The sequence below is a fragment of the Streptomyces musisoli genome, from assembly GCF_016741855.1.
Classification (GTDB): domain Bacteria; phylum Actinomycetota; class Actinomycetes; order Streptomycetales; family Streptomycetaceae; genus Streptomyces; species Streptomyces musisoli.
Map to the genome: position 1 here is coordinate 525493 of NZ_JAERRH010000003.1, position 26215 is coordinate 551707.

Sequence of the window (26215 nt, forward strand, 5' to 3'; positions counted from 1 at the left end):
CTCCGCCCCGGCGACCCCGGCTAGACGACGAACTCGCCGGAGTCCGGCTCGGCTTCGTCCGGCGGCCCGCCGTGATCGTGCCCGCCCGCTCGGCGGACGCCGCCGTGATCGTGCCCGCCCGCTCGGCGGACGCCTTCGGGGCCGGCGACCGGGGCGCGCCGAACGACCCGGAGACGCGGAAGAGGCTCGCCGGGGTCATGGAGAGCCATGACCCCGGCGAGCCTCTTCCGCAGGAACTACGGCGTGGGCGGCTAGAGGCCCTCGCGCCGGCCGGCGAACTTCCAGGCGGTGGGCAGCGCGCCCATCGCCAGCGCGGCCTTGAGGGCGTCACCGATCAGGAACGGGGTGAGGCCGGCCGCGATCGCCTCGGACGCGGACAGGTGGGCCGCCAGGGCCAGGTAGGGAACGCCGACCGCGTAGACGACGGCCTCACCGAGCAGCATCGTGCCGGCCATGCGCAGCGGGGAGCGGTCGGCGCCGCGGCGGGCCAGGGCGCCGACGAGGGCGGAGGCGAGCAGCATGCCGAGGACGTAGCCGAAGGAGACCATGCCCGCGCCGGAGTCGCCGTTCGCGAACCAGGGCATCCCGGCCACGCCGGCGACCGCGTACAGGGCGAGGGAGAGGAAGCCGCGGCGGGCGCCGAGGGTGGTGCCGACGAGCAGCGCGGCGAAGGTCTGGCCGGTCACCGGCACCGGGGATCCAGGAACCGGCACCGACAGCTGGGCCGCGACGCCGGTGAGCACGGCACCGCCGGCCACGAGGGCCGCGTCGCGGACGCGGGTGGCCGGGAGGAGGTCGGCGAGGACTGCGCCGGGGCGGGCGAGTGCGGTGGCGGTGCTCATGGTGACTCCGCGGGTGACGGGGACATGCTGGGACACGGCGACGCTATCCCAGGCGAGTCGGGCCGATCACCGTCAGTGCTCGACAAAGGGCGGAACGAGAGCTTGGTGGGCTCCGGACAAAGAGTGCCCTCTACACCGGTCGGGGCGTGACACTGATCACTGAGGCCGAGATGTTTCGCTCACGCGACGGGGCATTGACGAGACTGTGCGGTTTCACCAAACGAACCCCGGTCGTCTGGCCGGATTCACCTTTCCTGTCCTACCCTTCCGGCCATGGCCGCCCAGTCCCGGAACCTCACCTCGCGTCGCTATGTCGACCTGCGACGCCAGGGCACGGCCACCTGTCGCCGTCCGGGGTAGGGCGGGCCTCGGCGCGCCTCGCCCGCTTCCGAGCTTGTGAGACGTGTCGGCCCCGTTCCCGAGGACGGTCCTCCATGCCCCGTACCGCGGTCCCCGCCCTTGCCTCCCCCGTCCCGCGTGCCGCCGACAGCGACCGGCGGCGCACCAGTGCCAGCGTCGTGCTGCGCTCCGTGCTGGAGCACGGGCCGGTGGCCCGCAGCACCGTCGCCCGGCTGACCGGTCTGTCGCCCGCGTCGGTGACCGAGCACTGCGCCCGGCTCGCCGAGCGGGGCCTGATCCGGGAGTCCGCCGCGCCCCGCCGCTCGAACGGGGTGGGCCGGCCGCACGTCCCGGTCGATCTGGACGACAGCCGTTTCCTGGTCGCCGGGGTGCACGTGGCCGTTCCGTACACCACGGTGGCGCTGCTGGATCTGCGTGGCCGGGTGGTGGCCCGGCGGGAGCTGCCGCACGAACGGACCGAGCCCGGCCGGGTGCTGGCACGGGCCGCCGAGGGGCTCGCGGGCCTGCTCGCCGGGGTGCCGGGCCGGCGGCCGCTGGGCGTCGGGGTGGCGGTGGGCGGCTGGGTGGACCGGGAGGCGGGCACCGTGGTCGAGCACGAGCTGCTGGGCTGGCGGGAGGTGCCGGTGCGGGAGCTGCTCGGCGCCCGCACCGGTCTGCCGGTCCGGGTGGACGGGCACGCGCGGGCGCTGGTGCACGGGGAGCGGCTGTTCGGGCGGGCCCGGGGCAGCCGCAGTCTGCTGCACCTGTTCGTGGGCAACGTGGTGGACGCCGCCTTCGCCACCCATGACGAGGTGCACTACGGGCCCCGGTCGGCGGCCGGTGCCATCGCCCACCTGCCGGTGCCGGGCGGCACCGAGCCGTGCGCCTGCGGCGCTACCGGCTGCCTCCAGGCGGAGCTGAGCGAGCGGACGTTGTGCCGCCGGGCGCGGGCGGCCGGGGTGACCGGTTCGGCCAACCCGATGCATGTGGTGGCAGCGGCGGCGGGCGGGGACGCGGTGGCCCGGCGGCTGCTGGTGGACCGCGCGCGGGCGACCGGGCGGGCCGCGGGGCTGCTGCTGGACGTGCTCAATCCGGAGACGGTCGTGGTGACCGAGGTCGGTGTGATCCACTTCGAGGACTGCCTGACCGCGCTGCGGGACGCGGCCGGAAACCGTGCGGCGGCCGTCCTGCCGACGAGTTTCCCGGATTCCGTGCTGGCGGTGGCGGGCGGATCGGTCGTACTCGACGCGTTGTTCCGGGATCCGCTGGGCCTGTCACCTGAGGCTATTTAATTCAGAAACTCGGAATGTTGACAGGCGACGAGTCCGGCCGGGAACATCCTGGTCATGACCCCGCACACAAGCTGTCGCACCCTCTGTTGCTGACATGTTGCCGCGCATGAAGCGCGTGTTTCCCGCTGCGTGAGTCTTTCTTCTTCCGGTCCTTCTTCCCGGAATTCCTGCTGCGTTTCCCGCATTTTCCTCCTGGGAGTCCTCCCATGCACCGTCGTACTTTTCTCATGTCCGCGCTGGGCGCGTCCGCCGCCGCCTGGGGCGTCGGCGGCTGCGCGAACGGCAGTGCCGCCGCCGACGCCGGCGCCGCCACCGAGCCGCTCGCCGCCACGGTTCCGGCCGGCACCAGCCTGAAGATCGCCTCGTACCAGGGCGTGCAGCAGCTCCTGTCCAGGCTGGCGAAGCTGCCCGAGCTGCCGTTCACGGTGTCCGACTGGGTGAACATCGGGGCGGGACCGGACGTCATCAACGCCTTCCGCGCCAAGTCCCTCGACCTCTCCGCCAACGCGGGCATCCCGCCGATCCAGGCCCACTACCAGGGCTTCGACGCGAAGATCGTGGCGATCGACCTCACCCGCAAGCCCAACTACCTCTTCGCCACCAAGCCCGGCAGCGACATCCGCACGACCCGGGACTTCAAGGGGAGGAAGCTGGCCTTCTCGCAGGGCCAGGCCCAGGGCGTCGTGCTGCTGCGGGCGCTGAAGCAGGCGGGCCTGGCCTACGACGAGGTGACGCTGGTCCCGCTGACCAGCAACCAGTTCCTCACCGCCCTTCAGTCCGGACAGGTGGACATCGCGCCGCTCGCCAACAGCCAGGCACCGGCGTATCTGAAGCAGTACGAGGCCAAGGGCGCCCGGGTCATCGAGACCGACGTCGTCGACCTGCTCAACCTGCTGTGGGCGCCGCAGTCCGTGCTGAACGACCCGGCGAAGGCCGCCGCGATCGCCGCGTACATCCCCCGGTGGGCCAAGGGCCAGGTGTGGCAGTACGAGCACCCGGACGTGTGGAACAGGGAGTTCTACGTCAAGACGCAGAACCTGACCCTCGCCCAGGCGGAGGCCGTCACCAAGCTCGCCAACAAGCCGCTCTTCCCGCCCCGCTGGGACGAGGCGATCAAGTGGGAGCAGGAGACCGCCGACCTGCTCGCCGAGGGCGGCTTCGTGAAGAAGTTCGACGTCTCCTCGCTCTTCGACCACCGCTTCGAGCCGCTCGCCGCCAAGGCCGTACCCGAGGAGTACCGGAGGTGACCACCGTGACCACGACCACCACGACGACCACGGCACCGGCGACAGCGGCCGGGCAGCTCCCCCGGGTCCGCAGGCGCCGCCGCCTGTCCCCCGGCCGGCGGCTGCCCGCCGCCCGGCTGGCCGGCCCGCTGGCCGTGCTCACCCTGTGGGCCGCCGCCTCCGCCGCCGGGTCCCTCGACCCGGCCGCCATCCCCGCGCCCTGGACGGTGCTGAGGACCGCCGGCCACCTGTGGACCGACGGCACACTGCCCACCGATGTGCTGACCTCCCTGGAGCGGGCCGGCTACGGCTTCGCGATCGGCCTGACCGCCGGGGTGCTGCTCGCGCTCGCCTCCGGCCTCAGCCGGACCGGGGAAGCGCTGATCGACGGGACCGTGCAGCTCAACCGGGCGATCCCCACCCTCGGCCTGATACCGCTGTTCATCCTCTGGCTGGGCATCGGGGAGACCTTCAAGATCGCGATCATCGCGATCGTCGTCTACATCCCCCTCTATCTGAACACGCACGCCGCGCTGTCCGGCATCGACAGCCGCTTCGTCGAACTCGCCGAAGTGCAGGGGCTGTCCAGGTTCACCTTCATCCGCCAGGTCGTGATCCCCGGCGCGCTGCCCGGATTCTTCGTGGGACTCCGGCTCGGCGTCACCGGGTCATGGCTGGGCCTGGTGGTGCTGGAGCAGATCAACGCCACCAGCGGACTCGGCTACCTGATGTTCCAGGCGCAGAACTACGGCCAGAGCGACGTCATCCTGGTCGGCCTGCTGATCTACGGCGTCTTCGGCCTGGTCTCCGACAGCGTGGTCCGTCTGATCGAACGGAGGGTGCTGGCATGGCGCCGCACACTGAGCAACTGACCCGGCCCGCCGTCCAGCTGCGCGGCCTGACCCGCTCCTTCGAGGGCCGTACGGTTCTCGACGGCATCGATCTGGACCTGCCCGCAGGGCAGTTCACGGCCCTGCTCGGGCACAGCGGCTCCGGCAAGTCCACCCTGCTGCGCGCGGTCGCCGGCCTGGACCACGGGGTGGCCGGGAGCGGGCAGCTCACCGCGCCCGAGCGGGTCTCGGTGGTGTTCCAGGACTCCCGGCTGCTGCCCTGGCGCCGGGTGCTGGAGAACGTCCTGCTCGGCCTGGACGGCAAGGACGCCGGGGCCCGCGGCCGGGCCGCGCTGGCGGAGGTGGGGCTGAAGGGCCGGGAGCGGGCCTGGCCGGGCGAGCTGTCCGGCGGCGAGGCCCAGCGGGCGGCGCTGGCCCGCTCCCTGGTCCGCGAGCCCGAACTGCTGCTGGCAGACGAGCCGTTCGGCGCGCTGGACGCGCTGACCCGGATCAGGATGCACCACCTGCTGCGCGATCTGTGGCAGCGCCACCGGCCGTCCGTGCTGCTGGTCACCCACGACGTGGACGAGGCGATCGTGCTCGCCGACCGGGTCCTCGTCCTGGACCGGGGCCGGATCGGCCTGGACCTGACCATCGACCATCCCCATCCGCGTTCCTACCGGGAGCCGGTGCTGGGCGAGTACCGGGAGCGGCTGCTGGCCGCGCTCGGCGTCACGGAGGACCACCGGTGACCACGAGAAGGCTCCACCTCAACGCGTTCCTGATGAACACCGGCCACCACGAGGCGTCCTGGCGGCTCCCGGAGAGCGATCCGTACGCGCACACCGACCTCGCCCACTACGCCGGCCTCGCGCGGACCGCCGAGCGCGGCACCTTCGACTCGCTCTTCCTCGCCGACGGCCCCCAGCTGTGGAACAACCTCGCCCAGCGGCCGGCCGGCGCCCTGGAACCGCTCACCCTGCTGACCGCGCTGGCGACGGCCACCGAGCACATCGGGCTGATCGCCACCGCCTCGACCTCCTACAACTCCCCCTACAACCTTGCCCGCAAGTTCGCCTCGCTGGACATCATCAGCGGCGGCCGGGCCGGCTGGAACATCGTCACCACCGCAGGCGCCGAGGCCGCCCGCAACTTCGGCCTGGAGGCCGAGCCCGCGCACGCCGAGCGGTACGCCCGCGCCGCCGAGTTCCTGGACGTGTCCCTCAAGCTGTGGGACAGCTGGGAGGACGACGCGATCGTCGCCGACAAGGCGGCCGGCGTCTGGGGCGACGACGGCAAGATCCACCCGCCCCGGCACCGGGGCACGTACTTCAGCGTGGCGGGCGCCCTCAACGTTCCCCGCTCCCCGCAGGGCTACCCGCTGCTGGTGCAGGCCGGCTCCTCCGAGGACGGCAAGGCGTTCGCCGCCCGGTACGCGGAGGCGGTGTTCACCGCCCAGCAGACCCTCGGCGACGCGCAGGCCTTCTACGCCGACCTCAAGTCCCGTACCGCGCGGGCCGGGCGCGACCCCGGGCACATCAAGGTGCTGCCCGGCATCGTCCCCGTGCTCGGGTCCACCGAGGCCGAGGCACGGGCGGCCGAGCAGCTGCTGGAGGACCACATCGTGTACGACCACGGAGTAGGCCGGCTGGAGAGCCTGCTGCAGCTGGAGCCCGGCACCCTGGAGCTGGACGCCCCGCTGCCCGCCGACCTGCCGCCCGAGTCGGCCGTCGAAGGCGCCAAGAGCCGCTACACCCTGGTCGTGGAGCTGGCCCGGCGCGAGCGGCTCACCGTGCGGCAGCTGATCGGCCGGCTCGGCGGCGGACGCGGGCACCTCACCTTCGCCGGGACGCCCGGGCAGGTCGCCGACAAGATCGAGACCTGGTTCACCGAGGGCGCCGCCGACGGCTTCAACATCATGCCCGCCGTGCTGCCCTCCGGCCTCGACGCCTTCGTCGAGCACGTCGTACCGCTGCTGCGCGCCCGCGGCCTGCTGCGCACCGAGTACGGCCCCCGCCGGACCCTGCGGGAGCGCTACGGCCTGCCCCGCCCGGCCAACCAGTACCTGACCCCCGCCCTCGTCTGAAAGGACCACCGCCCATGTCCATCGAGATCACCAAGGTCACCGCACGCATCGGTGCGCGGGTGTCCGGCGTCGACGTCTCCGCGCCGCTCGCCCCGGAGGAGGTCGCCGCGATCCGCGAGGCCCTGAACGTGCACAAGGCGCTCGTCTTCGACGCCGGCCCCCTGGACGACACCGGCCAGCAGGCCTTCGCCCGCCACTTCGGCGACCTGACCACCGCGCACCCGACGGTCGGCGCGGTCGACGGCGCCCCCAACGTGCTGCCGGTCGACAGCGAGCGGGGCCGCGCCAACCACTGGCACACCGACGTCACCTTCGTCCTCAACCCGCCGCAGGCCAGCACCCTGCGCTCGCTGACCGTCCCGCCGTACGGCGGCGAGACCCTGATCGCGAACGCGGCGGCCGCCTACCGCGACCTGCCGGAGCCGTTGCGGCGCCTCGCCGACACCCTGTGGGCGGAGCACACCAACGACTACGACTACGCGGTGCCGGACGAGGAGATCGACGAGGAGAAGGCCGCCCAGCGCGCGCAGTTCACCTCCATCAAGTACCGCACCGCCCACCCGGTGGTCCGCGTCCACCCGCTGACCGGCGAGCGGGGACTGTTCGTCGGCGGGTTCGCGCAGCGGATCGTCGGCCTGTCGGTCGGCGAGTCCCGCAAGGTCCTCGACCTGCTCCAGGCGTACGTCACCCGTCCGGAGAACGTGCTGCGCCACCGCTGGTCGGAGCGCCAGCTGGTGCTGTTCGACAACCGCATCACCCAGCACTACGCCATCGACAACTACGACGGCCTCCCGCGCCGCCTGCACCGGGTGACCGTCGCCGGTGACGTCCCGGTCGGCGTCGAGGGCAAGGAGAGCTACTCGGTCGAGGGCGACGCCTCGCACTACACCCCCGTGGCCGCGTAGCCGGAGGTTCACCCTCCGTTCACAGAGTGTCCGGATAGTGGGCGGCTCCTTCGCCTCAGCGGACGGGCCGCCCAGACTGGCGGAGTTTTTGCCCGCCTATTGCACGGGAGAGCCGCGCCCATGCCCAGCAGCACGACCACGGAGACGCCGCCGCAGCAGACGGACGCCTCCCTCTCCCACGGCCTCAAACAGCGCCATCTGTCGATGATCGCCCTCGGTGGGGTGATCGGCGCCGGGCTGTTCGTCGGCTCCGGTGCGGGCATCGCCGCGGCCGGCCCGTCCATCGTGATCGCCTACACCGTCTCCGGCCTCCTGGTGATGCTGGTGATGCGGATGCTCGGCGAGATGTCGGCCGCCTACCCGTCCTCCGGCTCCTTCTCGGCGCACGCCGAGCGGGCGATCGGCCCGTGGGCCGGCTTCGCGGCCGGCTGGTCCTTCTGGATCCTGCTGTGCACCGCCGTCGGCCTGGAGGGCATCGGCGCCGCGCACATCGTCTCCGGCTGGCTGCCCGGCACCTCCGAGTGGCTGTGGGTCGCGCTGTTCATGGTGGTCTTCTGCGGGACGAACCTGGCCGCCGTGAAGAACTTCGGCGAGTTCGAGTTCTGGTTCGCCGCGCTGAAGGTCGGCGCGATCAGCCTCTTCCTGGTCCTCGGCGTACTGGCCATCGCCGGTGTGCTGCCCGGCACCGACGCCCCCGGCACCTCGAACCTGACGGACTTCCTGCCGCACGGCAGCAACGGCCTGATCATCGGCCTGCTCGCGTCGGTCTTCGCGTACGGCGGCCTGGAGACGGTCACCATCGCCGCGGCCGAGTCCGAGGACCCGGTCAGGGGCGTAGCGTCCGCCGTCCGCACGGCGATGTGGCGCATCGCGCTGTTCTACATCGGCTCCATGGCGGTCGTCGTCACCCTGGTCCCGTGGGACTCCGAGGACGTCGTGGCGAAGGGCCCGTACGTCGCCGCCCTCGACCACCTGGGGATCTCCGGCGCGGGCCAGCTGATGAACGTGGTCGTCCTGGTCGCGCTGCTGTCCGCCATGAACGCCAACATCTACGGCTCCTCGCGCATCGCCTACTCCCTGGTGCAGCGCGGGCAGGGCCCCAAGGTGCTGGGCAGGCTGTCCGGCGGGGTCCCGCGGATCGCGGTGCTCGTCTCCTGCGTGCTCGGCTTCGTCTGCGTGCTGCTCAGCTACTGGCGGCCGGACGACGTCTTCAAGTGGCTGCTGAACATGATCGGCGCGGTCATCCTGGTCGTCTGGATCTTCATCGCGGTCTCCCAGCTGCTGCTGCGCCGCCGCATCGAGCGCGAGACCCCCGACCGGCTGGTCGTGCGCATGTGGGCGTTCCCGTGGCTGACCTGGGTCGCGCTGGCCGGAATGGCCGCGATCTTCGTACTGATGGCCCGCGAGCCGGACACCCGGCTGCAGCTGTACTCGACGGGCGGCATGACGCTGGTCCTGGCCGCGGTCGGCTACGCCTGGCAGCGGGCGCGCGCCAGGCGCTGACCGCGCCCCGGTTCCGGCGAGGCCCCCACGTGCGACGGTGGATTCCAGGGGTCGTTGCAACACGAGTGATCAACTGGTTGTGGCCAGGAGCTTGGCGAGGCGCTCGGCTGGGGTTTCCCAGCCGAGCGTTTTGCGTGGGCGGCCGTTCAGCTCGGCGGCCACGACATCCAGGCTGGCGCGGGTGTGGACGGACAGGTCGGTGCTCTTGGGGAAGTACTGCCGCAGCAGGCCGTTGGTGTTCTCGTTGGAGCCGCGTTGCCAGGGGCTGGCTGGGTCGCAGAAGTAGACCGGGACGTCGGTGGCGACGGTGAAGGAGCCGTGGGCGGCCATCTCAGCGCCCTGGTCCCAGGTCAAGGACTGCACCAGGTGAGCGGGCAGTGTCTGGACGGTTTCCACGAGCGCGTCGCGAACGTGTTCGGCGGTGCGGTCTTCGGGCAGGTGAAGCAGCATCACGTAGCGGGTGGCGCGTTCGACGAGGGTGCCCAGATCGTCTCGTGGGCCACGCGCATCTCCGGCCGGTCGGGAAACTGTGCCCGCAGAGCCTGGCAGATCTGTTCGGGGCTCCACCGTATGGACAGGCGGTGCTGGATGAAGCCGCGCAGTTGCGGGTTCTGGCCGATCTTCCCGGGCTTGGGGCGGGGCCGGCGGGCCTGTGCGCGGGCGTGGGCGGCGTGCGGCCGGTACTGGCCGTTGCCCGGGTGCCGGTTGCGCCGGATTTCGCGGCTGATGGTGGACGGGCTGCGGCCCAGCTCGGCCGCTATCTGCCGGATGGTGGCCTTCTCCCGCAGCCGGTCGGCGATGTGGATGCGGTCGGCCTCGCGTAGGTAGCGGGACGGACCCTCGGGCAACGCCACAGCGAGCACCGGCGGTCTCGCCTTGTCCTTGCCCCAGGCGCCCCGGCCGTTGCGCCATCGCTTGCCCGTCCGGGAGTTGATCCCGACGCGTCTGCATGCTTCGACGCTGGTCAGGCCCTGGTCCATGAGCCGGAAGTATTCCTCCCGCTCACGGACCAGGAGCTTGCGGCCTAGAACCCAAGGACACGTGGGGGCCTTTCTGTTGTCCTGGATCAGTTGTTGCTAGCGTGTAGTTGCAAGAGACTTGCAATAAGGTTCCGGAGGGGATCACCCATGCCCGTCTACACGTTGCCCGACCTGCCCTACGACTACTCGGCCCTGGCCCCCGTGATCAGCCCCGAGATCATCGAGCTGCACCACGACAAGCACCACGCGGCCTATGTGAAGGGCGCCAACGACACCCTGGAGCAGCTCGCCGAGGCGCGGGACAAGGAGTCGTGGGGCTCGGTCAACGGCCTGGAGAAGAACCTGGCCTTCCACCTCTCCGGGCACATCCTGCACTCGATCTACTGGCAGAACATGACCGGCCCGAAGGAGGGCGGCGGCGAGCCGCTGGCCGCCGACGGGGTGGGCGGACTGGCCGAGGCGATCAAGGAGTCCTTCGGTTCCTTCGCCGGCTTCAAGGCGCAGCTCTCCAAGGCCTCGGCGACCACCCAGGGTTCGGGCTGGGGCGTGCTCGCCTACGAGCCGCTCAGCGGGCGCCTGATCGTGGAGCAGGTCTACGACCACCAGGGCAACGTCGGCCAGGGCTCCACCCCGATCCTGGTCTTCGACGCCTGGGAGCATGCCTTCTACCTCCAGTACCGCAACCAGAAGGTGGACTTCATCGAGGCGATGTGGAAGGTCGTCGACTGGCAGGACGTGGCGAGGCGGTACGAGGCCGCCAGGTCCCGCGCCGACGTGCTGCTGCTCACCCCCTGAGAACGTCCTGCCTCGTGATCGTCTTCTCACCTTTCACGGCGGCAGGCGGATGAAAGGAGACCCCCGCGAGGACGTGACTCGCGGGGGTCTTCCCCACCCCCGCGTCAGCCGATCGGCTGACCCGGAGTTCCACCGGGCACCCGTGTCCGGGACATGCCCCCGCCCGCCAGGGTTTTGGGCATGAACACACTCACTGTGCGTGCGGCGCGCTGGAGCGCACGGCACCCCTGGCTGGCCCTGACCGGCTGGCTGCTGTTCGTGGCGCTGTGCCTGGGCGCCGGCAGCGCCGCGGGGACCCACAGCGCGAGGACGGCCGACTACCGGGTCGGCGAGGCCGGGCGGGCGGAGGCACTGGCGGCCGACGGACACCTCGAACGCCTGCCCGCCGAACAGATACTGATCTCGGCCCGCTCCCATGCGGGCGAGGGCAGGCCCCTCGGTGCCCCGGACCACCGGGCCGCCGCCTCGGCCGCGCGGGAGCTCACCGCCCGGATGCGGCAGCTGCCCGAAGTCGCGGGCGTGGCCGCCCCGGTCCGCTCCTCCGACGGCCGCGTCCTCATGGTCGAGGTCTTGGTCGAGGGCGAGGAACGGGACGCCAAGGACAAGGTCGGCGCCCTGCTCGCGCAGACCGCCGCCGTCCAGAAGGACCACCCGGAACTGCTCGTGCAGGAGACCGGCGGCCCCTCCGTCAGCAAGGGGGTCGACGAGCAGCGCGGCGCCGACCTGGCCCTCTCCGAGAAGATCACGCTGCCGGTCACCCTGCTCACCCTGCTGGCGGTGTTCGGCTCGGTCACGATGGCCGCCGTGCCGCTGCTGCTGGCGCTGTCGTCCATCGCGGCGGCGGTCGGCCTGGCGATGCTCGCCTCGCACCTCACTCCCGACGCGGGCGTGGGCACGAACGTCATCCTCATGATCGGGCTCGCGGTCGGCGTCGACTACACCCTCTTCCACCTCAAGCGGGAACGCGAGGAGCGCGCCCGCTCCGGCGGACGGCTCGGCTCCGAGCAGCTCGTCGAACTGGCGGCGGCGACCTCCGGACGGGCCGTGCTGGTCTCGGGGCTCGCGGTCGTCGCCTCCACCGCCACCCTGTACCTGGCCTCGGACGTGATCTTCTCCTCGCTCGCCACCGGCACGGTCGTGGTCGTCCTGGTCGCGGTGGCCAGCTCCCTGACCGCGCTGCCCGCCCTGCTGACCGTCCTGGGCAGGCGGGCCGAGCGGCGGGCAGCGCGGCGGGCGGAGCGCGGGAAGCCCGCCCGGCGGATCCGCGGCGAAGGCGGCGGCCGGTTCTGGCCGGTGCTGCTGCGGCCCGCCGCCCGGCACCCGCTGGCCACCCTGTGCGTCTCGCTCCTCGCCCTGCTCGCCCTGGCCCTTCCGCTGACCGGCCTGAAGATCACGGAGATGAGCCGGGACACCCACTCCCGCGCCATCCCCGCCATGCGGGTCTACGACCGGCTCAACGACGCCTTCCCCGAGCGACGGGTCACCCACCAGGTCGTCGTACGGGCCGGCGCGGACCGCTCCGAAGAGGTCGCCGGGGAACTGCGCGAACTGGCCCGACTGGCCGCCGGGGACCCGCTGTTCACCGGCTTCTCCCGGATCCGCACCTCCGCCGACCACCGGACGAGCACCCTGGAACTGAGGGTCCCGTACCTCGGCGACTCCCCCCAGGCGTACGACTCCCTGGACCACCTGCGGGACGACTACCTGCCCGCCACCGTCGGCCGGATCGCCGGCGCCGAGTACGGCGTGACCGGCGATGTCGCCCGCTACCAGGACTATCCGGCCCACCAGAACGGCAGACTCCCCCTCGTCCTCGGCACGTTGCTCCTCGTGACGTTCCTGATGACCCTGTACGCGTTCCGGTCCGTCGTCCTCGGTTTGATCGGTGTCGTGCTGAACCTGCTGTCGGCGGCGGCCGCGCTCGGTCTGCTGGTCCTCGTCTTCCAGCACGGCTGGGCCGAGGGGCTGCTGGACTTCCGTTCCACGGGGTCGGTCGGTTCGCGCGTGCCGCTGTTCCTGTTCGTGATCCTGTTCGGGCTGTCGATGGACTACCAGGTGTTCGTGGTGAGCCGGATCCGGGAGGCGGTGCTGGACGGCACGCCCACCCGGCAGGCGGTGCTGGACGGGGTCCGGCGGTCGGCGAGCGTGGTGACCAGCGCGGCGGTCGTGATGACGACCGTGTTCGTGAGCTTCGTCTTCCTGCACATCATCGAGATGAAGCAGATCGGTTTCGTGCTCGCGGCGGCCGTGCTGATCGACGCGTTCGTGGTGCGCGTACTCGTTCTGCCGGCGGCGATGCTGCTGCTCGGCGAGGGCAGTTGGTGGCCGTCGCGGGTGGGGCGGGCCCCCGTATCGGCCCCCGCGCGGCAACCGGCCGACGTACGTTGATCCCCATGACCTCGCCTGCCGGGCCGGCCGCCGACGCCTTCTGGGCGTCGACGCTGCGCCGATGGAACACCGTGTGCTGGATGCTGTTCGCCGCGATGGCCGTCGGCATCACCGCGCTGAGCGAGGGCGGCGCCCGGTACGCGGCCCTCGCCCTGCTCGGCAGCGTGGCGCTGGCCTTCGCGGTCCTGCACCGCTTCCCGGCCAACCCCGTCGTGCGGCCGCACGGCTACCTCGCGGTGCTGGTCCTGGCGCTCGGCGGGCTGGCCTACCTGCGCACCAGCTACGCGGCCCTGTTCATGGTGACGCTGCCGCACTACTGGATGTTCGGGCGGACACCGAGGATCTCGCTCGGGTTCCTCGGCCTGGCCACCGCCGGCACCCTGCTGGGGAGCTGGGTGCGGCAGGGGTGGTCCGGGGAGTTCTTCGGCGAGACGGTCGTGGGCACGCTGATCGTGGTGGCGGTGGGGGTGCTGATCGGGCTGTGGGCGCGCGCGGTCGTCGAGCAGAGCACCGAACGCGCCCGGCTCATCGACGAGTTGCGGCGCACGCAGGCGGAGCTGTCGCAGGCGCACCAGCGGCAGGGCGCGGCCGACGAGAGGGAACGGATGGCCCGGGAGATCCACGACACGCTGGCGCAGGGCTTCGCGTCCATCGTCGTCCTGGCCGAGGCGGCCCAGGCCGGTCTGGCGGCGGATCCCGCACGCAGTGCCCGCCGGCTGCGCTCGATCGAGTCGACGGCCCGCGAGAACCTCGCCGAGGCCCGTGAGCTGGTCGCGTCGGGCGGGCAGGGGCCGCGGCCGGAGTCCGGCTCCGTGGCGGGGACCCTGCGCCGCGTCCTGGACCGGTTCGCCGACGACACCGGGCTGACCGTGCACGCCGAGCTGGCCGACCTCGACTGCGACCAGCAGACCCGGATCGCGTTGCTGCGCTGCACCCAGGAGTCCCTGGCCAACGTGCGCAGACACGCCCGCGCCTCGACGGTCGGGGTGGTGCTGGCCCGGCGGCCGTACGGGGTGGAGCTGGAGGTGACCGACGACGGCGCCGGATTCGTGGTGGAGGCCTCGACGGGCTTCGGGCTCGACGGCATGCGCAAGCGGCTCGCCGAACTGGGCGGGCGGCTGACGGTGACCAGTTCGGTCGGCGACGGGACGAGGATCCTCGCGGTGGTCCCGGTGGAGGGGGCGGTATGAGCGGCGGCGGTACGAGCGGCGAGAGGCTTCGCGTCGTCGTGGTGGACGACCACACCGTGATGCGGGCGGGGGTGATCGCCCTGCTCGACGGGGAGAGCGACATGGAGATCATCGGCGAGGCGGGCGACGGCCGCGCCGCCCTCGGACTGGTCGCCCGGCACCACCCGGACGTGGCACTGGTCGATCTGCGCATGCCCGTGCTGGACGGGGTGGCGACGACCGCCGAGATCGCCGCCCGGCACCCGCGCACCCGGGTGCTGATCCTCACCACCTACGACACGGACGCCGACATCGAGCGGGGCGTCGAGGCCGGTGCCATCGGCTATCTGCTCAAGGACACCACCCGGGAACAGCTGGCGGACGCGATCCGCTCGGCCGCGCGCGGGGAGACCGTGCTCGCTCCCCGCGTGGCGGAGAAACTGGTCGCCCGGATGCGGCGTCCGGTCCAGGATCCGCTGACGGCACGCGAGACCGACGTCCTGAGCGCGGTCGCGGACGGTCTCACCAACGCCGAGATCGGCCGCCGCCTCGTCATCACGGAAGCCACCGTCAAGACGCATCTGCTGCGCCTGTTCGCCAAGCTCGACGTCAACGACCGGACCCGGGCGGTGGTGGTGGCCATGGAGCGGGGACTGCTGCCGCGGCCCTGACCGGCCCGCGCGCGGTGCGGCCGGGCCGCGGCCGTGGACCGGCCGGTCCGGGCACGCGGACGGGCCCGGCGCCGGGCCGGGCCCGTACCGGGCGGTCTACAGGTTGCTGAAGTCGGGGCCCTTGGTGCGGGTCCGCTTGATCTCGTAGAAGCCGGGCACCGAGGCGACGGCGACCGTGCCGTCCCACAGGCGGGCCGCGTCCTCGCCCTTCGGGGCGGGGGTGACGACCGGGCCGAAGAAGGCGATCTGCTCACCGTCGGGACCGGGCAGGGAGATGACCGGCGTGCCGACGTCCTGGCCGACCCGCTCGATGCCCTCCTTGTGGGAGGCGCGCAGCTCGGCGTCGAACTCGAAGTCGTCCTGGTCGGCGTAGTCGATCAGTTCGGCGGGCAGGCCGACGTCGGCGAGCGCGCCGGCGATGGCCTCCCGGGTCACGCCCTCGCCGTTGTTGTGGATGCGGGTGCCGAGCGCGGTGTAGAGGGGGCCGACGACGCCCTCGCCGTGCTTCTGCCAGGCCGCGGTGACCACGCGGACCGACGGCCACGCCTTGGTGGTGAGCAGCTCGCGGTAGTCGGCGGGCAGCTCGTCCAGCCGGTTCTCGTTCAGGACCGCGAGGCTCATGACGTGCCAGCGGACCTCGATGTCGCGGAGCTTCTCCACCTCCAGCACCCAGCGGGAGGTCATCCACGCCCAGGGGCACAGCGGATCGAACCAGAAGTCGACGGGGGTCTTGCCGGACGGGACGGCGGTGTCGGACATGGCGCTCCTCAGCGAGACGTGCTTTTGCAGCGTCAACGAGGTGACCGCCACCGGCATTCCCCGCTGTGCGCCGTCAGGGGCACATGGCAGGATCGGTCCTGTTCAGCCCCATTCACGCGACCACGAGGGAGTGCAGTCCGTGCCCGGTGAGAATCTGTCCCGCGACGAGGCCCGCGAGCGGGCCGCACTGCTGTCCGTCGACGGCTACGACGTGTTCCTGGACCTCCGGTCCGCCGTCGGCGACGGCAACGGCGAGCCCCGCACGTTCCGCTCGGTGACCACCGTCCGCTTCCGCTGCACCGAGCCGGGGTCGTCGAGCTTCGCCGATCTGATCGCGCCGGGCGTGACCTCCGTCTCACTCAACGGCCGGGACCTGGACCCGGGCGAGGTCTTCGACGGTTCGCGGATCGCGCTGGAGGACCTGGCCGCGGAGAACGAGCTGGTCGTGGACGCGCAGTGTGCCTACTCGCGCACCGGCGAGGGCATGCACCGCTTCGTCGACCCGGAGGACGGCGAGGTCTACCTCTACACGCAGTACGAACCGGCCGACGCCCGCCGGGTGTTCGCGAACTTCGAGCAGCCGGACCTGAAGGCGCCCTACCGCTTCGAGGTGCGGGCCCCCGAGGGCTGGACGGTGTGGAGCAACGGCGCGGGTGAACTCGCCGACGGTGTGTGGCGGTTCGCGGAGACCAAGCCGATCTCGACGTACATCACATGCGTGGTGGCGGGCCCGTACCACTACGTGACGGACTCCTACACCCGCTCCTTCGAGGACGGGACGAAGCTGGAGATCCCGCTGGGCGCGATGTGCCGCAAGGGCCTCGCCCCGCACTTCGACGCCGAGGACGTCTTCCTGGTCACCAAGCAGGGCCTGGACTTCTTCCACGACCACTTCGACTACCCGTACCCGTTCGGGAAGTACGACCAGGCGTTCGTGCCGGAGTACAACCTGGGCGCGATGGAGAACCCGGGCCTGGTGACCTTCCGCGAGGAGTACATCTTCCGCGGCAAGGTGACGCAGGCGTCGTACGAGGCACGGGCCAACGTCATCCTGCACGAGATGGCGCACATGTGGTTCGGCGACCTGGTCACCATGGTGTGGTGGGACGACCTGTGGCTGAAGGAGTCCTTCGCGGACTTCATGGGCACGTTCGCGAACGTGGGCGCGACCCGCTTCAAGGACGCCTGGATCACCTTCGCCAACCGCCGCAAGGCCTGGGCCTACCGCGCGGACCAGCTGCCCTCCACGCATCCGATCACGGCGGACATCCGTGACCTCCAGGACGCCAAGCTGAACTTCGACGGCATCACCTACGCCAAGGGCGCCTCGGTGCTCAAGCAGCTGGTGGCGTACGTCGGCCAGGACGCGTTCCTGGAGGGCGCCCGGCGCTACTTCAAGCGCAACGCCTACGGCAACACGCGCCTGGGCGACCTGCTGTCGGTGCTGGCCGAGACCAGCGGCCGGGACATGACGGGGTGGGCGCGGTCCTGGCTCCAGACGGCGGGGGTGAACTCGCTGACCCCGCAGGTGCTGCTGGACACCACGGGCGGCCGGATCGCCGAGCTGGCGGTGGTCCAGGAGGCTCCGGAGTCGCACCCGGAGCTGCGCCCGCACCGGATCGCGGTGGGCCTGTACCGGCGTACGCCCGAGGGCACGCTGGAGCGGTACGCGCGCGTGGAGACGGACGTGCACGAGCCGCGTACGGTCGTGGCGGAGCTGGCGGGCGCCGAGGCACCGGAGCTGGTGCTGGTCAACGACGACGACCTCACCTTCTGCAAGATCCGTTTCGACGAGACCTCGCTGGTGACGCTGCGGGCGCACCTGGGCGTGCTGACCGACCCGCTGGCCCGCGCGCTGTGCTGGTCGGCGCTGTGGAACATGACCCGGGACGGGCTGCTGCCGGCGCGGGACTTCATCGATCTGGTGCTGCGGTTCGCCGGCCGCGAGTCGGACATCGGTGTGCTCCAGATGCTGCACGCCTGGGCGAACTCGGCGCTGGCGCACTACGCGGCGCCCGCCTGGCGGGAGACCGGCGGGGAGCTGCTGGCCGAGGGCGCGCTGCGGGAGCTGCGGGCGGCCGGGCCGGGCAGTGAGCACCAGCTGGCCTGGGCGCGGTTCTTCGCGTCCGTGGCCACCGCGGAGCCGGACCTGAAGCTGCTGCGGGAGCTGCTGGACGGCACGAGTGAGGTCGACGGCCTGGAGGTGGACCAGGAGCTGCGCTGGGCGTTCCTGGAGCCGCTGGCGGCGCACGGTGCGGCCGACGAGTCGGCGCTGGCGGCGGAGCTGGCCCGGGACGACACCGCGTCCGGCAAGCGGCACCAGGTGCGCTGCCTGGCGGCGCGCCCGTCGGCGGCGGTCAAGGCGCAGGCGTGGGCGCAGGTGGTGGAGTCGGACACGCTGTCCAACGCGCTGGTGGAGGCGACGATCGCGGGCTTCGACCAGCCGTCGCAGCGGGAGCTGACCGCACCGTACGCGCAGCTGTACTTCGCCGCGATCGAGCGGGTGTGGCGGGAGCGGTCGATCCAGATCGGCATGGACGTGGTGCGAGGTCTGTTCCCGGCGTTCCAGGACCGCCGGGAGACCCTGGAGGCGACGGACGCGTGGCTGGCGGCGCACGAGGACGCGGCGCCGGCGCTGCGCCGGCTGGTGCTGGAGGCACGGGACGACCTGGCGCGGGCGCTGCGCGCACAGGCGTGCGACGCGGCGGCCTCCGACCGATGAGCTTTGGCCTGAGCTTGTCCGGTCGGTGACCGTTACGAAATTCGGGCAAACATAGCCGTAACCCCTGGTCCACACCTGATCGGACCAGGGGTTTTCGTTGCCTACTCGGCATCCGAACACCTGACCTTTAGTCCCGCCTTGTCCGCATTCCTCGACGGCCGTGTAACAGCGGTTAAAGACGGGACCGGGGACGGGAATTCCGAGGCCATGACCCACAACACCCCGCTCTCCCCCCGCCCCCTCCGCCACCTCTCCGACGTCCACCGCCGCGTCCTGACGGCGACTCAGCTGCGCGCCCACGGCGTGCACGCGGCCGAAGTCACCGAGCAGTGCCGCCCCGGCGGCCCCTGGCGGGAGCTGCTCCCGAACGTGGTCCTGCTGCACCCCGGCCCGCCCACCGGCGAGGAGCGGCTGCACGGCGCCCTGCTGTACGCGGCCCGTGCGGCGGAGCCGGGGGTGCCGGCCCAGCCGACGGCCGAGAGCCCGCACCGGCCGGTGTACGCGGAGGCGGTGATCACCGGGCTGGCGGCGCTGACCCTGCACGGCTTCTCGTCCACCCCGCCGCTGCCCTCGCTGGACCACGTGGACGTGCTGGTGCCGCGGCTGCGCCGGCTGCGCTCCACGGGGTACGTCCGCATCCTGCGCACCACCGCACTGCCCGCCGCGCACACGGTGACGGGTCTGCCGGTGGCACCGGTGCCGCGTGCGCTGGCGGACGCCGTGACGGAGCTGACGGACGCGGAGGCGGTGCGCCGGCTGCTGACCGAGTCCGTGCGCGCCGGCCACTGCGAACCGGCCGCCGTCGTCCGGGAGCTGACCCGGGCGAGGCTGCTGAGCCGCCCGCACGTGGTGGACGCGGTGGACGCGCTGCTCGCCGAGGGCCGCTCGATCGCCGAGGACCGCCTGTACCGGATGGTCCGCGAGTACGGCCTGCCCGACCCGGTCTGGAACGTCGACCTGCGCCTGCCCGGCGGCCCGCACCTGGGCGGCCTGGACGCCTACTGGCCGGAGCAGGCGGTCGCCGTGGAGCTGGACACGCGCGCACCCCGGCAGGGCGACCGGCAGGACGACGACGCGCTGTGGTCGGAGTACGCCCGCAAGCGCGAGCACCTGGAACGGCTCGGCATCACGGTCGTGTACATCACGCCGAGGAAACTCCGGGAGTCCCTGGAGCAGCAGGCGGCGGTGGTGCGGACGGCACTGATGGCGTCCGGCGACCGCGACCCGGCCGCCTACGTCGTGGTGCTGCCCCGGTAGTGACCGGCCGCAGGCACGGCGGGAAGGCCGTCGGGAAGGGAGAGGAGGGGCCACCGGGCCGGACGCCGGTGGCCCCTCCTCCTGCGCTGCGGCGCCGGGCCACTTCTGCTGCGCCGACCGGGTGAGGGCTCACCGCAACGGACGAGCGGGGCGGGCGGGGCCGCGCGGGCCGCGGTAGAGGAGAGACATGAGACAGTCCCGAATAGCGGCCGGCGCGTGTTCCCTCCTGCTCGCGGCCGCCTGCGCGTTCGCCGCCCCCGCGACGGCACAGGCGCCCCGGACCGTGGCCGGCGGCTACGTGGCCCTCGGCGACTCCTACTCCTCCGGTGTCGGCGCCGGCGACTACCTGGCCTCCGGCAAGGAGTGCAAGCGCAGCAGCCGGGCGTTCCCCGTGCTGTGGGCCGAGGCCCACGCGCCGGCGTCCTTCAGCTTCGCCGCGTGCAACGGCGCCGGCGCGAAGGACGTCCTGACCGAGCAGCTCGGCCACCTCAGCACCCGCACCGGCCTGGTCACCCTCACCGTCGGCGGCCACGACTCGGGCTTCGTCGGCGTCCTGGCGACCTGTGCGCTCGGCGGCGCCGAGCGGTGCCTGTCCGCCGTCTCCCGCTCCCGCGCCATGATGGACGGGTCCCTCTCCGCCGACCTCGACCGTCTCTACACGGCCATCCGGAGCAGGGCGCCCGCGGCCCGTGTCGTGGTGCTCGGCTACCCGCACCTCTACCACCTCAGCGGCAGCTGCGCCCTGGGCCTCCCGGACGGGGAGCGGGCCACCCTCAACGACGCCGTGGACCACCTCAACGCGGTGATCGCCCAACGCGCCGCCGTCCACGGGTTCACCTTCGCCGACGTGACCGCCGCCTTCGCCGGCCACGAGATCTGCTCGTCCCACCCGTGGCTGCACAGCGTCGACGTGTTCTCGATCACCGAGTCGTACCACCCGACGGCGCCGGGCCAGTCGCTCGGCTACCTGCCGGCCCTCACCCAGGCGTCCTGAACCGCGCCCCGGCCCGCCACCCGCTCGCACGGGCGCCCGGCCCCCGTCGCGCCGGCGCTCGCCCCGACGCCGCCCCCGGCGCCCGGGCGCGCTACAGCGGCTGCGCCGGCAGGCGCGAGGTCCTCGTGTGGACGCCGTCCAGCAGCGCGGCGTACGCCGCGATCATGCGGGTGCGGCTGAAGCGTTCGCGGTCGGCCGCCAGCGCCGGGGCGAGGCCGGCGCGGCCGGCGACCGCGGCCGTCCAGGCCAGGGCGATGGCCTCCGGGTCCCAGGGGGTCACGAAACCGTGGCCCCGTACGATCTTTGCGCTGTCGCCGACGTCCGTCGTCACGGGGACGGCGCCGCACATCATGCCCTCGATCAGGCACAGCGGCGCCGCCTCGCCGGAGGCGGAGGTCAGGGCGACGACGTCGGCGGCGGCGTAGACGGTCTCCATGTCGCGGCGTACGCCGAGGAGGCGGACCCGCTTGGCGAGGTGCCGGTGCGTGCCGAAGGCGGACGCGATGTCGGCGGCCAGGGCGGGGTTCGCGTCGTCCATGCCCGCGCCGCACATCAGGACCCGGCCCTCGGGCTCGCGGGCGAGCCAGGCGCGGGCGGCCCGCAGCAGGAGCGGGACGTTCTTCATCGTGGCGTAGCGGGCCGCGAAGACGACCACGGGTGCCGTGGCCGGGACGCCCAGGGAGGCGCGGAAGGCGAGCCGGGCCGCGGCGTCCGGGCGGAAGCGCAGCAGGTCCACCCCGTTGGGTATGACGTGCAGCAGTTCGCGGGGGATGCCCGCGGCCTCGTACGCGGCCCGGGTGGACTCGGCGCAGCACACGCAGGCCACCACCGTGCCGTCGGCTATGGCGGCCTTCAGCTCGTCCAGGGCGGGGCCCTGGTTCTCCGGGTCGGAGCGGTGCAGGCAGACCACGACCGGGCGGCGGGGCAGGCCGGCCTGGTTGAGGAGCGCCAGCGGCTGCTCCTTCAGCGAGAGGATCACATCGGCCGCGGCCATCGACCGTGCGGTTTCGGCCAGCTCGGGCCCGCTGAAAACGTTCGCCGCGACCGTGCCGTCGACCAGGCCGGCGGTGCGGCCCAGCGAGGTGACGCCGACGCCGCCGGAGGTCAGCGCCCGGTAGCAGGCGTCGTCCTCCATGCGCTGCCGGGTGGCCTCGCGGTGGACCTCGCCGTGGATGCTGAGCACCTGGTGGGACTGGCCTCCCTCGGCCAGTCCCAGTACGACGTCGGAGTGCAGGATCCGGGCTCCCCCGGAGAAGAAGCCCTCGTAGACCGAGAGCACACGCAGTTCGTGCCTTGCGCGCACACGACCACCCGCCTTGCATAAACGATCGAAAAGATCGAGCCATCCCCGTTCACAGCGGGTTAGCCGATATGAGGCGGTATGGACGTTACGTACGCGTTAACGGAGAACTACGCGAATGAAACGTTGGCTAGCAGAATTCCTTTTCGATCACGGGCGCCGGCTCCCCCGTCCAGTCCGCGTTGAAATTGAGGGCGAGGGAATGGCGCCCGTCCGCCGTCGTCACGGCCGACGATGTAGAGCCGTGGATGCCGCCGTCGTGGCCCCAGACGTGAACACCGCAGGTCAGCTTGGTGTCCATGAGTCCGAGTCCGTAGCGGACCCGGGGGGCGCCGTCGATCTTCACCGTCGTCTTCATTTCCTTCAGCTGGTGCGGCGGCAGCAGTTTTCCGCGCAGCAGGGCGCTGTAGAAGCGGTCCAGGTCCGCGGAATTCGAGATCATTTCGCCGGCCGAGGAGGCGATCGAGGGGTTGAGGGCCGTGACGTCGTACGTCGGTCCCGTCGTCGTCTCGGCGAGTTTGGAGTAGGCACGGCTGCTCGGCCGAGGCACGGTGACCCGGGTGCCGGGCACGGACGTGGCCGTCAGGTGCAGGGGGTCGATGACGCGGCGCCTGACCTCCGTGGCGTAGGAGTGTCCCGTCACCTTCTCGATCACCATGCCGGCCACGACGTAGTTGGTGTTGGAGTAGCTCCAGGACGTGCCCGGTGCGAACTCCGGTTCGTGCCGCATCGCGATCGCCACCAGGTCCTCCGGGGCGAGGGTGTCGTAGCGGTGCCGGAAGAAGCCGTCCTTGAGGAAGTAGGCGCGGCCGAAGTCGCCGTCGGAGGTGTAGTCGTAGATGCCGCTGGTGTGGTTGAGGAGCCGGCGGACGGTGATGCGCCGGCCGTCGTGGCCGTGGCCGCTCACCACGCCGGGCAGCCACCGGTCGACCTTGTCGTCCAGGGAGAGCCGGCCCTCCGCCTCCAGCTGGAGCAGGACGGTGGCCACGAAGGTCTTGGTGATGCTGCCGACGCGGTAGCGGTCGGCGGCCGAGCGGGGCCCGCCCGTGCGCAGGTCGCCGACGCCCGCCGTCGTGGACCAGGTGCCGTGGGCGTCCTTCACGGTGGCGGTCACGCCCGGTACGCCGGCCGCGACCGCCGCCTCGATCGCCTCGCGGGTGGCCGCGTGGCCGCCGCCGGAAGGACCTTCGGCGGCGGCCGCGGCCGGGGCCGCCAGCGCCGCCGCGAGAAGCAGGGCGGTGCTGCCCACCAGAGTCGTGCGTGTGCGCATGTCTTCCCCCAACCTGTGGTGTGTGGCGTGGTCGGGGGTGAGGACCCTGCGGTGTTGCGCGAAGGTTGCCTGGGTGTGGGCCGGTTGAGTGACTTTCGGCCCTTCTTCGGCGCCCGGCCCGGTGCTCCGGGTTCCGGATGCGGTCACGGAGCGGATCACGGGCGTCCGGGAGTCACTCCCCGTTCGCCGGCCGGGGCGGGGGCAGGTCCTCCAGGCGTCCGTGCGGGGGGCGTTCACGCCACAGCCGCAGGGCCACGTCGACCAGGCGCACCCGGGTGAGCCCGGGTACGGCGTCCAGCTCCTGCCAGGCGGCGAAGTCGGTGGAGCCGCCGACCTCGTAGCGGAGTTCGCCGCCGACCACCTCGCCCTCGTAGATGACGCGCAGCCCGTGGTGGTCGGTACGGCGCGCCGGGCGCCCGTCGGGGAAGACGCGCCGGGAGGCGTCGACGCCGAGGAGGCCGGTCACCGCGATGCGGTAGCCGGTCTCCTCGGTGACCTCCCGGCGGACGGTGTCGTACGGGTCCTCGCCGTGCTCCATGCCGCCGCCGGGCAGCACCCACTCGGGCGTGCCGTCCGGTCCGGGGGAGCGGGCCAGCAGGATCCGTCCCTCGCGCACGCACACGGCGTAGGCCGCCACCCTCAACTTACGTCGCATTCCCCGACGTTAGCGGGTGGGTTGGCCGGTGAGTACTCCGGCGGGGACCAGCGCAGCGGCAGGGCGGCCGGGGTCCACCGGGCCTCGGTGAGGGTGAAGCGGACGGTGCGGGTGCCGTCGGGGGCGAACTCGGTGCGGGCCTCACCGGTGAGCTGGAGGGTGGTGCCCGTGTCCCAGTCGAGGAAGAGCAGGCCGGCCCGCCGGTCGGCGCGCAGGTTGCCGAGGCTCAGGAACATGGCGTTGCCCGAGTAGTCGGGCCAGGCCAGTTCGCACGGTGAGGTGACGCGGACGAATCCGGGGTCGCCGCCACGGTGGCTGACGTCGGCTCCGCCGGAGTGCACGGTGGCGAGGAAGAAGGTGTCCGCCGAGCGGATCGACTCCCGCGCGGCCCCGTCGAGTCCGGTCAGCCGACGGGGCGTGCCCGGTGTGCGGTCGGGGAGTGCCTCGTAGGCGTTCCTGCGCTGGATGTGTTTGGGGCAGTTGGAGAAGACCTGGTCCGCGGTGACGGCGAACCCGGTCGCCGTGGGGCGGAGGTGGCCGTTGAGGCGCATGCGGCGGCGGGTGCGCGGGTCGAGGGCGAGGGTGCCGACAGGGGTGCCGGGGGTGCTCAGGGCCCGGCCGAGCGGGTCCGGGCCGCCGTCCGGCCGCGCGTCGGACGTGGCCGGCCGGGCCCCCGCGGCGGTGGCCGCCCGCCGGGCACCGCCCCGCGGCTCTTCGGGCCGGTCCGGCCGCCGCCGGCCGGTGAGGTGGGCGGTGTTCACCGACATCTGCCGGGGGCCCGTCGCCCGCACGAAGCCCGGGGCGCCCGTGACGGCCGATGCCCACACCCGGCCCGTCCCCGGGTCCGCCGCGCCGATGACCAGGAGCGGCTGGAGTTCCAGGAAGGCCGCCGCGACCGGCTTGATGTCCTGGCCCAGGGAGCGCCCCACGTGGTCGGCGCGCTCACGGACGCCGACCAGGTCCTGCACGGCTCGCGAGCCCGCGTGGTACGTGCCCATGACTAGAAGAAACCGCAGGTCGGGGCGGAGGCGTAGGGAGCCGGGGCGTCCTCGGCGCCGTGCGGCACGGAGATCTCCAGACGAGTGCCGTCCGGGTCGTGGAAGAAGATCCCGCCCGAGGCCGAGCCCTCGCGGTGGGCGACCACGCCGTCGTGGGCGAACTCCACCCCGGCCGCCCGCAGCGCCGTCTCGTACGCGCGGACCCGGTCCACCGAGTCGACGGTGTAGGCGAGGTGGTGCAGCCCGGCCCGCCCGCCGTCGTACGCCCCCTGCGCCTGCTGCCAGAGGGTGAGGACGGGCCGGTCGCCGCCGTCGCCGAGGAAGGCGTAGCGCCGGCCGTCCTCCTTGCCCTCGGCGAGCAGGGTGAAGCCGAGGAGGTCCCGGTAGAAGGCGAGCGAACGGTCGAGGTCGGTGACGTTCAGGCCGGTGTGGCTGGTGCGCAAGGTCATGGTTCTCCCCTTCGGCGTGCCTGCCCTCGCAGGCATGTCTAACCTTCGTCAATCACATTAGGGGGTTAGTTTCGCCGGCGTCAACCGGTCACGTACCCTTTACCGGTTAGCCGAGGAGGAGTGCCCGATGCCCACCGCCCGCGATCCCCGCCCGCTCACCGGCGAGCCCCTCGCGCTCGACCTGCTCAACACCCGCTGGAACAGGGAGGGCGTCACCCAGGACCTGCTCGCGGACACGGAGGGTCTCGCGGTCTGGCTCGACAGCAACGGGCTGGCCGGAAATCACCGGGCCGACGCGGAGGTGCTGCGCCATCTGTGCACGGCGCGCGAGGCGCTCAGGACCGCCGTCGACGAGTCACCCCGGCGGGCGGCGCCGCTCGTGGACGCCGTGCTGGAGCACGGGCGCATCCGGGCCCGGCTGACCGCGAGCGGTCCGGCCGAGGAGCCCGAGTTCGCCGATCCGGCGTGGGCCCCGGCCTGGCTCGCCGCCCGGAACTACCTGGACCTGCTCACCCGGGCCCCGGAGCGGATCCGCACCTGCGCCGGCGGCGCCTGCATCCTGCACTTCTTCGACACCTCCCGGAACGGCACCCGCCGCTGGTGCTCGATGGCCGCGTGCGGCAACCGGGCCAAGGCGTCCCGCCATTACGCGCGTTCGAAGGAGATCGAAGGAGAACTGGGCAAATAACGGGCTATCCACGCCCGAACCGCTCAAATCCCATCGCGGGTTTTCCCCATACGTTCATCTCGTTTCGGTCAACGGTCCCCAAATTCCGGCGCCTTCG

22 protein-coding genes and 1 pseudogene are annotated in these 26215 nt (G+C 72.3%); 15 read left to right on the plus strand and 8 right to left on the minus strand.

What is annotated here, in order from left to right; translation table 11 throughout:
* Positions 1-251 precede the first annotated feature (251 nt).
* Positions 252-842: a biotin transporter BioY gene (locus tag JK361_RS10635; RefSeq protein WP_201815479.1), complete on the minus strand. Its 591-nt coding sequence runs from the start codon at positions 840-842 to the stop codon at positions 252-254.
* A 434-nt stretch (positions 843-1276) separates the two neighbouring features.
* Here JK361_RS10635 and JK361_RS10640 point away from each other — a divergent pair, with 434 nt between their 5' ends.
* The 7 genes from JK361_RS10640 to JK361_RS10670 all read left to right on the plus strand — a co-directional run bounded on the left by JK361_RS10640 (position 1277) and on the right by JK361_RS10670 (position 9023).
* The gene (locus tag JK361_RS10640) at positions 1277-2473 is read left to right on the plus strand and encodes an ROK family transcriptional regulator (RefSeq protein ID WP_201815480.1); all 1197 of its coding nucleotides are present in this window, start codon (positions 1277-1279) and stop codon (positions 2471-2473) included.
* A gap of 206 nt (positions 2474-2679) precedes the next feature.
* Complete coding sequence (locus JK361_RS10645; RefSeq protein WP_201815481.1) at positions 2680-3720, plus strand: ABC transporter substrate-binding protein; 1041 nt, start codon at positions 2680-2682, stop codon at positions 3718-3720.
* Positions 3717-4571: an ABC transporter permease gene (locus tag JK361_RS10650; protein ID WP_201815482.1), complete on the plus strand. Its 855-nt coding sequence runs from the start codon at positions 3717-3719 to the stop codon at positions 4569-4571. The genes JK361_RS10645 and JK361_RS10650 overlap by 4 nt, the downstream gene beginning before the upstream one ends.
* Entirely contained in the window at positions 4547-5281 is a 735-nt protein-coding gene (locus JK361_RS10655; protein ID WP_201815483.1) for an ABC transporter ATP-binding protein, read from the plus strand. The genes JK361_RS10650 and JK361_RS10655 overlap by 25 nt, the downstream gene beginning before the upstream one ends.
* A complete protein-coding gene (locus JK361_RS10660; RefSeq protein WP_201815484.1) occupies positions 5278-6615 on the plus strand; it encodes an LLM class flavin-dependent oxidoreductase in 1338 nt (445 codons plus the stop codon). Before JK361_RS10655 ends, JK361_RS10660 begins: the two co-directional genes overlap by 4 nt.
* A gap of 14 nt (positions 6616-6629) precedes the next feature.
* Positions 6630-7520 (plus strand): TauD/TfdA dioxygenase family protein, encoded by an 891-nt coding sequence (locus JK361_RS10665; protein ID WP_201815485.1) that lies wholly within the window; start codon positions 6630-6632, stop codon positions 7518-7520.
* A 120-nt stretch (positions 7521-7640) separates the two neighbouring features.
* A complete protein-coding gene (locus JK361_RS10670) occupies positions 7641-9023 on the plus strand; it encodes an amino acid permease (protein WP_201815486.1) in 1383 nt (460 codons plus the stop codon).
* Between the two features lie 69 nt (positions 9024-9092).
* Here JK361_RS10670 and JK361_RS10675 read toward each other — a convergent pair.
* Positions 9093-9991 (minus strand): annotated as a pseudogene (locus JK361_RS10675) (IS30 family transposase).
* A 159-nt stretch (positions 9992-10150) separates the two neighbouring features.
* Here JK361_RS10675 and JK361_RS10680 point away from each other — a divergent pair.
* From JK361_RS10680 to JK361_RS10695, 4 genes are all read left to right on the plus strand, one after another.
* Positions 10151-10798 (plus strand): superoxide dismutase, encoded by a 648-nt coding sequence (locus JK361_RS10680; protein ID WP_201815487.1) that lies wholly within the window; start codon positions 10151-10153, stop codon positions 10796-10798.
* 180 nt (positions 10799-10978) lie between these two features.
* Complete coding sequence (locus JK361_RS10685) at positions 10979-13186, plus strand: MMPL family transporter (protein ID WP_201815488.1); 2208 nt, start codon at positions 10979-10981, stop codon at positions 13184-13186.
* A gap of 5 nt (positions 13187-13191) precedes the next feature.
* A complete protein-coding gene (locus tag JK361_RS10690; RefSeq protein ID WP_201815489.1) occupies positions 13192-14376 on the plus strand; it encodes a sensor histidine kinase in 1185 nt (394 codons plus the stop codon).
* Positions 14373-15026, plus strand: coding sequence for a response regulator (locus JK361_RS10695; RefSeq protein ID WP_201815490.1), 654 nt, complete (start codon positions 14373-14375; stop codon positions 15024-15026). The genes JK361_RS10690 and JK361_RS10695 overlap by 4 nt, the downstream gene beginning before the upstream one ends.
* Positions 15027-15122: 96 nt before the next feature.
* Here the strand turns inward: JK361_RS10695 and JK361_RS10700 are convergent, their stop codons facing one another.
* On the minus strand, positions 15123-15785 hold the full coding sequence (locus tag JK361_RS10700) for a mycothiol-dependent nitroreductase Rv2466c family protein (protein ID WP_201815491.1): 663 nt from the start codon (positions 15783-15785) through the stop codon (positions 15123-15125).
* A 139-nt stretch (positions 15786-15924) separates the two neighbouring features.
* On the opposite strand from JK361_RS10700, the gene pepN reads away from it, so the two are divergent.
* The 3 genes from pepN (at position 15925) to JK361_RS10715 (ending at position 20758) form a co-directional block, all read left to right on the plus strand.
* Complete coding sequence (gene pepN / locus JK361_RS10705) at positions 15925-18507, plus strand: aminopeptidase N (protein ID WP_201815492.1); 2583 nt, start codon at positions 15925-15927, stop codon at positions 18505-18507.
* A 207-nt stretch (positions 18508-18714) separates the two neighbouring features.
* Positions 18715-19764 carry a hypothetical protein gene (locus tag JK361_RS10710; protein ID WP_201815493.1) on the plus strand — a complete coding sequence of 350 codons (1050 nt, stop codon included), beginning with the start codon at positions 18715-18717 and terminating at the stop codon, positions 19762-19764.
* Positions 19765-19951: 187 nt separating this feature from the next.
* A complete protein-coding gene (locus tag JK361_RS10715; protein ID WP_201815494.1) occupies positions 19952-20758 on the plus strand; it encodes an SGNH/GDSL hydrolase family protein in 807 nt (268 codons plus the stop codon).
* Positions 20759-20849: 91 nt separating this feature from the next.
* On the opposite strand, the gene JK361_RS10720 is transcribed toward JK361_RS10715, so the two are convergent.
* The 5 genes from JK361_RS10720 to JK361_RS10740 all read right to left on the minus strand — a co-directional run bounded on the left by JK361_RS10720 (position 20850) and on the right by JK361_RS10740 (position 25430).
* Positions 20850-22037, minus strand: a complete 1188-nt coding sequence (locus tag JK361_RS10720) for a glycosyltransferase (RefSeq protein WP_201816084.1) — start codon at positions 22035-22037, stop codon at positions 20850-20852.
* Positions 22038-22188: 151 nt separating this feature from the next.
* The gene (locus JK361_RS10725) at positions 22189-23328 is read right to left on the minus strand and encodes a serine hydrolase domain-containing protein (RefSeq protein WP_201815495.1); all 1140 of its coding nucleotides are present in this window, start codon (positions 23326-23328) and stop codon (positions 22189-22191) included.
* Positions 23329-23500: 172 nt separating this feature from the next.
* Positions 23501-23983 (minus strand): NUDIX hydrolase, encoded by a 483-nt coding sequence (locus tag JK361_RS10730; RefSeq protein WP_201815496.1) that lies wholly within the window; start codon positions 23981-23983, stop codon positions 23501-23503.
* Positions 23968-24981, minus strand: coding sequence for a pyridoxamine 5'-phosphate oxidase family protein (locus JK361_RS10735; RefSeq protein WP_201815497.1), 1014 nt, complete (start codon positions 24979-24981; stop codon positions 23968-23970). The genes JK361_RS10730 and JK361_RS10735 overlap by 16 nt, the downstream gene beginning before the upstream one ends.
* Before the next feature lie 2 nt (positions 24982-24983).
* Positions 24984-25430 carry a VOC family protein gene (locus JK361_RS10740; RefSeq protein WP_201815498.1) on the minus strand — a complete coding sequence of 149 codons (447 nt, stop codon included), beginning with the start codon at positions 25428-25430 and terminating at the stop codon, positions 24984-24986.
* Positions 25431-25557: 127 nt separating this feature from the next.
* Here JK361_RS10740 and JK361_RS10745 point away from each other — a divergent pair, with 127 nt between their 5' ends.
* Positions 25558-26118, plus strand: a complete 561-nt coding sequence (locus JK361_RS10745) for a CGNR zinc finger domain-containing protein (RefSeq protein WP_201815499.1) — start codon at positions 25558-25560, stop codon at positions 26116-26118.
* Positions 26119-26215: the final 97 nt, after the last annotated feature.

Excerpts from the sequence above, each read along its gene's own strand:
- JK361_RS10635 (WP_201815479.1), bottom strand. The coding sequence starts at position 842 with ATGAGCACCGCCACCGCACTCGCCCGCCCCGGCGCAGTCCTCGCCGAC.
- JK361_RS10640 (WP_201815480.1), top strand. The coding sequence starts at position 1,277 with ATGCCCCGTACCGCGGTCCCCGCCCTTGCCTCCCCCGTCCCGCGTGCC.
- JK361_RS10645 (WP_201815481.1), top strand. The coding sequence starts at position 2,680 with ATGCACCGTCGTACTTTTCTCATGTCCGCGCTGGGCGCGTCCGCCGCC.
- JK361_RS10655 (WP_201815483.1), top strand. The coding sequence starts at position 4,547 with ATGGCGCCGCACACTGAGCAACTGACCCGGCCCGCCGTCCAGCTGCGC.
- JK361_RS10665 (WP_201815485.1), top strand. The coding sequence starts at position 6,630 with ATGTCCATCGAGATCACCAAGGTCACCGCACGCATCGGTGCGCGGGTG.
- JK361_RS10670 (WP_201815486.1), top strand. The coding sequence starts at position 7,641 with ATGCCCAGCAGCACGACCACGGAGACGCCGCCGCAGCAGACGGACGCC.
- JK361_RS10680 (WP_201815487.1), top strand. The coding sequence starts at position 10,151 with ATGCCCGTCTACACGTTGCCCGACCTGCCCTACGACTACTCGGCCCTG.
- JK361_RS10685 (WP_201815488.1), top strand. The coding sequence starts at position 10,979 with ATGAACACACTCACTGTGCGTGCGGCGCGCTGGAGCGCACGGCACCCC.
- JK361_RS10690 (WP_201815489.1), top strand. The coding sequence starts at position 13,192 with ATGACCTCGCCTGCCGGGCCGGCCGCCGACGCCTTCTGGGCGTCGACG.
- JK361_RS10695 (WP_201815490.1), top strand. The coding sequence starts at position 14,373 with ATGAGCGGCGGCGGTACGAGCGGCGAGAGGCTTCGCGTCGTCGTGGTG.
- JK361_RS10700 (WP_201815491.1), bottom strand. The coding sequence starts at position 15,785 with ATGTCCGACACCGCCGTCCCGTCCGGCAAGACCCCCGTCGACTTCTGG.
- JK361_RS10710 (WP_201815493.1), top strand. The coding sequence starts at position 18,715 with ATGACCCACAACACCCCGCTCTCCCCCCGCCCCCTCCGCCACCTCTCC.
- JK361_RS10715 (WP_201815494.1), top strand. The coding sequence starts at position 19,952 with ATGAGACAGTCCCGAATAGCGGCCGGCGCGTGTTCCCTCCTGCTCGCG.
- JK361_RS10725 (WP_201815495.1), bottom strand. The coding sequence starts at position 23,328 with ATGCGCACACGCACGACTCTGGTGGGCAGCACCGCCCTGCTTCTCGCG.
- JK361_RS10730 (WP_201815496.1), bottom strand. The coding sequence starts at position 23,983 with ATGCGACGTAAGTTGAGGGTGGCGGCCTACGCCGTGTGCGTGCGCGAG.
- JK361_RS10735 (WP_201815497.1), bottom strand. The coding sequence starts at position 24,981 with ATGGGCACGTACCACGCGGGCTCGCGAGCCGTGCAGGACCTGGTCGGC.
- JK361_RS10740 (WP_201815498.1), bottom strand. The coding sequence starts at position 25,430 with ATGACCTTGCGCACCAGCCACACCGGCCTGAACGTCACCGACCTCGAC.
- JK361_RS10745 (WP_201815499.1), top strand. The coding sequence starts at position 25,558 with ATGCCCACCGCCCGCGATCCCCGCCCGCTCACCGGCGAGCCCCTCGCG.